Raw genomic sequence first — 2,449 nt, 5'->3', positions numbered from 1 at the left:
ACGCTGGCGAGAATTAATGAAATTTCAGATTAACAGGGCACGAAAGTTTTTTGTTGATGCAGAAAAAGGTATTAGGCGTTTGAATCCTGATATTCGTTGGCCTGTTTGGTCAGCTTCCATGCTTTACAGTAAAATTTTAGATGCTATTGAGCGCAATCAATATGATGTGTTTAACCGTCGAGCTTACGTTTCTACCCCTCGAAAATTAGTATGTTTACCCATAGCATTACTTAGATCGAAAGTGTTATAAGTTTTTCTTTTTGAATTTTTTCTTATAACATATAGTTATTTTGAATCATAGAGTGTCCTAAGAGTGGTATATCTATAATATAGATAGTGTATGAGATGCAAGTATTAATTTAAGTAGGGTTTGCTGAATAAAGTATGAGTGGTAGGGGCAGGAGCCAGAATCCAGAAGTCAAGAGGAATGGAAATTATAGAAGAGGTAGTCAGAAGAATCGTCCCAAGATTTTTCTTCCCTTCTATTGCCTAAAATACCCTCCCAATTGAACCATTACCACCTAAAAGCTGGTACTCCCTTAGTACCTGAAAAGGCTAAAGCTTTTACCTTTCAAAGCTTTCATAATTAATCAGCAAACCCTAAGTAAATGCGGTTGGTTTGACTATTGATGCCTGTGGACGGAGTGCTGCCGATAGTCCTGTAAGAAGTAGGAATTAAACATTAAAAAGCCAATTGTTTTGACGTTTTATATCAGTTTTATGAAGCAGGTAAGTTTAGCTACAGGCATAGTGGTTCCAAACTTATTAAATATAAAATTCATGATCGTGAAATCTATAGCTAATCAACTGAAATCTTTCTTGTCTTAGTCAAAAATTAAACTATAAAAATAGCCTTTGATTTATTTATTAAATCGAAGGCTTTAAAGTGACTGTTATCAACTTAAGATTTTATAATAAGCGTGCTGTAACACGGCTTACTTAATCTTTTATTGATAAACAGCCTCTTAATTGTTTGTCTGGCGTTGGTGATTTTAGGTATGATGTCATGTCGGGATAATTAGGGATAGAGCTCTGTTCCGCTTACGCGAACGACCAAAAAACTTTCTCCTTCTATTCTTCTTTGCTTCCTTCCTGACTTTTGAATTCCCTTCCTGGTAAGGGTTAGGAGTAGGTTAACTCCTAAGTGATTAAGGTGAATATCATACACTAATTCAGCAACGCCGTTTGTTTTCTTAAGAATTAGTAGTAGCTGCTAAACGCTGCTTTAACTCTGCTAACGCATCTGCCCAACGGGGATCTGGCTGAACTGCATCATTTCCACTAGAACTAGAAGTACTACTGGTATTCTTAGATGCTCCTTTATCCTTTTCACGACGAGATTTTTTAACCTTGCCACTGCTTTTGTTTGTTGGTTTTGACTCATCCTCAGTCTTTTCTGACTCGCCCTTATTCTTAGAGCGGGGCAAAGCTTTCTCAATTTTCAAAGGACTTTCTTTAAACTGATGACCATTGTACTTTTCAATAATTTGGTCAGCTTGTTCATCATTTTTGACTGTTACAAAGCCAAAACCACGACACTTACCAGTTTTACGATCTGTGATCAATTTAGCGATCACACTATCACCTTCTTCGGCAAAAACTTCTTGCAGTTCTTGACGTTCCATTACTTCTTTAGGTAGATTACCTATATACAAACGAATTGACATAGCAATTTCCTCCAGACCTTAACTTGATTTAATTACAATAAAACAAAAACTTTGTTAACTGAGATTGACTGAACACAAACAAAAGAAGAGGGCGCTCAAAAAAAAAACTGCTCCTGACTCTGAAGTGCGAAAAACCTGAGACAAATATTACTATTTACTCTTAATAATAAGTGAGACGATCTCCCATTTTCCAATTTGGTTAACTTTAGCAGATAATCTGATTTTATCAGGTTGTTTTTAAACTTTTTAGTCACAACTCAGTAAACCAGGCTATAGGTTTTGCTAAATTACTTCTTTTTGATATTGATTTGCTAAACGCTGATAACCCTAACTTATAAATATAACTTTAAAGCCTGCTAAATTCAAGCAATCTAATTGTTGAATAGTATATTTATTTGTAGTATACTACATACTGTTGACAACTAACTCTTAACCATAATATTTGCCTTATTTTCTCATCAAACCGGAAATGTTCATGTCAGATATTTAATTTTTTAACAGACAATATTGTATCTGATCAGTATAAACTTATTACAACCATAAGTCAATAATCTATATATTTTTGAAAAATTTGGCTACTAATATTTTTTAACCAAAAAGTTCGGTTTCAAGCCCTATCCTCAAAGAAAAGCTCTATGTTATTATCAAGGATAGCTTGAATTTTTTGAGTGTTTCATTAAGATTCAAAATTGATCTGCTTAAAAGCTAATTTGTCAACTTGGCTAAAATCCTTACTTTCCCTAACTCTCGGGGATTTAAGTGTTATCGAACTATAATTCCCA

2 protein-coding genes are annotated in these 2,449 nt (G+C 34.3%); one reads left to right on the top strand and one right to left on the bottom strand.

Annotation, left to right across the window (positions count from 1 at the left end):
- Positions 1-250: squalene/phytoene synthase family protein (locus tag AC3DU7_RS31145; RefSeq protein ID WP_488043105.1), on the top strand; the 250-nt coding region annotated here is incomplete at its 5' end.
- Between the two features lie 943 nt (positions 251-1,193).
- Here AC3DU7_RS31145 and AC3DU7_RS31140 read toward each other — a convergent pair.
- Entirely contained in the window at positions 1,194-1,667 is a 474-nt protein-coding gene (locus AC3DU7_RS31140) for an RNA recognition motif domain-containing protein (protein ID WP_488043104.1), read from the bottom strand.
- Positions 1,668-2,449: the final 782 nt, after the last annotated feature.

The sequence above is a fragment of the Okeania sp. genome, assembly GCF_983059655.1.
Note: the sequence above shows the minus strand (reverse complement) of the source record. Positions and strands in the feature narration are given on the sequence as shown.

Bases quoted from the DNA above. Each gene is read 5' to 3' on its own strand.
- AC3DU7_RS31140 (WP_488043104.1), bottom strand. From the start codon at position 1,667: ATGTCAATTCGTTTGTATATAGGTAATCTACCTAAAGAAGTAATGGAA.